Source organism: Cellvibrio sp. UBA7671, assembly GCA_002483145.1.
GTDB lineage: Bacteria > Pseudomonadota > Gammaproteobacteria > Pseudomonadales > Cellvibrionaceae > Cellvibrio > Cellvibrio fibrivorans.
Map to the genome: position 1 here is coordinate 3361 of DLHJ01000007.1, position 534 is coordinate 3894.

Below are 534 nucleotides of genomic sequence, written 5' to 3' on the forward strand. Positions count from 1 at the left end.
CTATTTCGTTTTTAGCGGGCGCAATTTTGCACCGCGCGCAGAAGCTAATTCTTCCCGCGATGCAGGAGGCGCGCAATGAATCTGGATCAGGTCACTATCGAGATTCGCCCGCGCAGTGCATGGGAGGCAGTCGATCTGGGAATTCTCATGACCCGTCATTGGTGGTGGGCCATGATGAAAGTCTGGCTGCTGGTGAGCTTTCCTTTTTTTATTATTGCGCTGTTAATTCCCGCTGAAAACTGGTTGTGGGGCGGATTATTTTTATGGTGGTTCAAACCCATTTACGAGCGTCCGCTGCTGCACCTTATCAGCCATGGAGTTTTTAATGATCTGCCCAATACACGCAGCACGTTAAAATTATTTCCCACGCTTGCAGTGAAACAACTATTTTCCAGTCTGACCTGGCGTCGCTTCAGCCCTACCCGCTCAATGGATTTACCCGTACTGCAATTGGAAGGATTAAGCGGCGAACGCCGACAAGACCGTTTAAGTGTGTTACACCGTGAGGATTCATCACCCGCCAGCTGGCTCAGT

At 50.4% G+C, this 534-nt stretch carries 1 pseudogene; it reads left to right on the forward strand.

Going from position 1 to position 534, the window contains the following annotated elements:
- Positions 1-75: 75 nt before the first annotated feature.
- Positions 76-534 (forward strand): annotated as a pseudogene (locus B4E62_RS07845) (hypothetical protein); the annotation flags it as partial.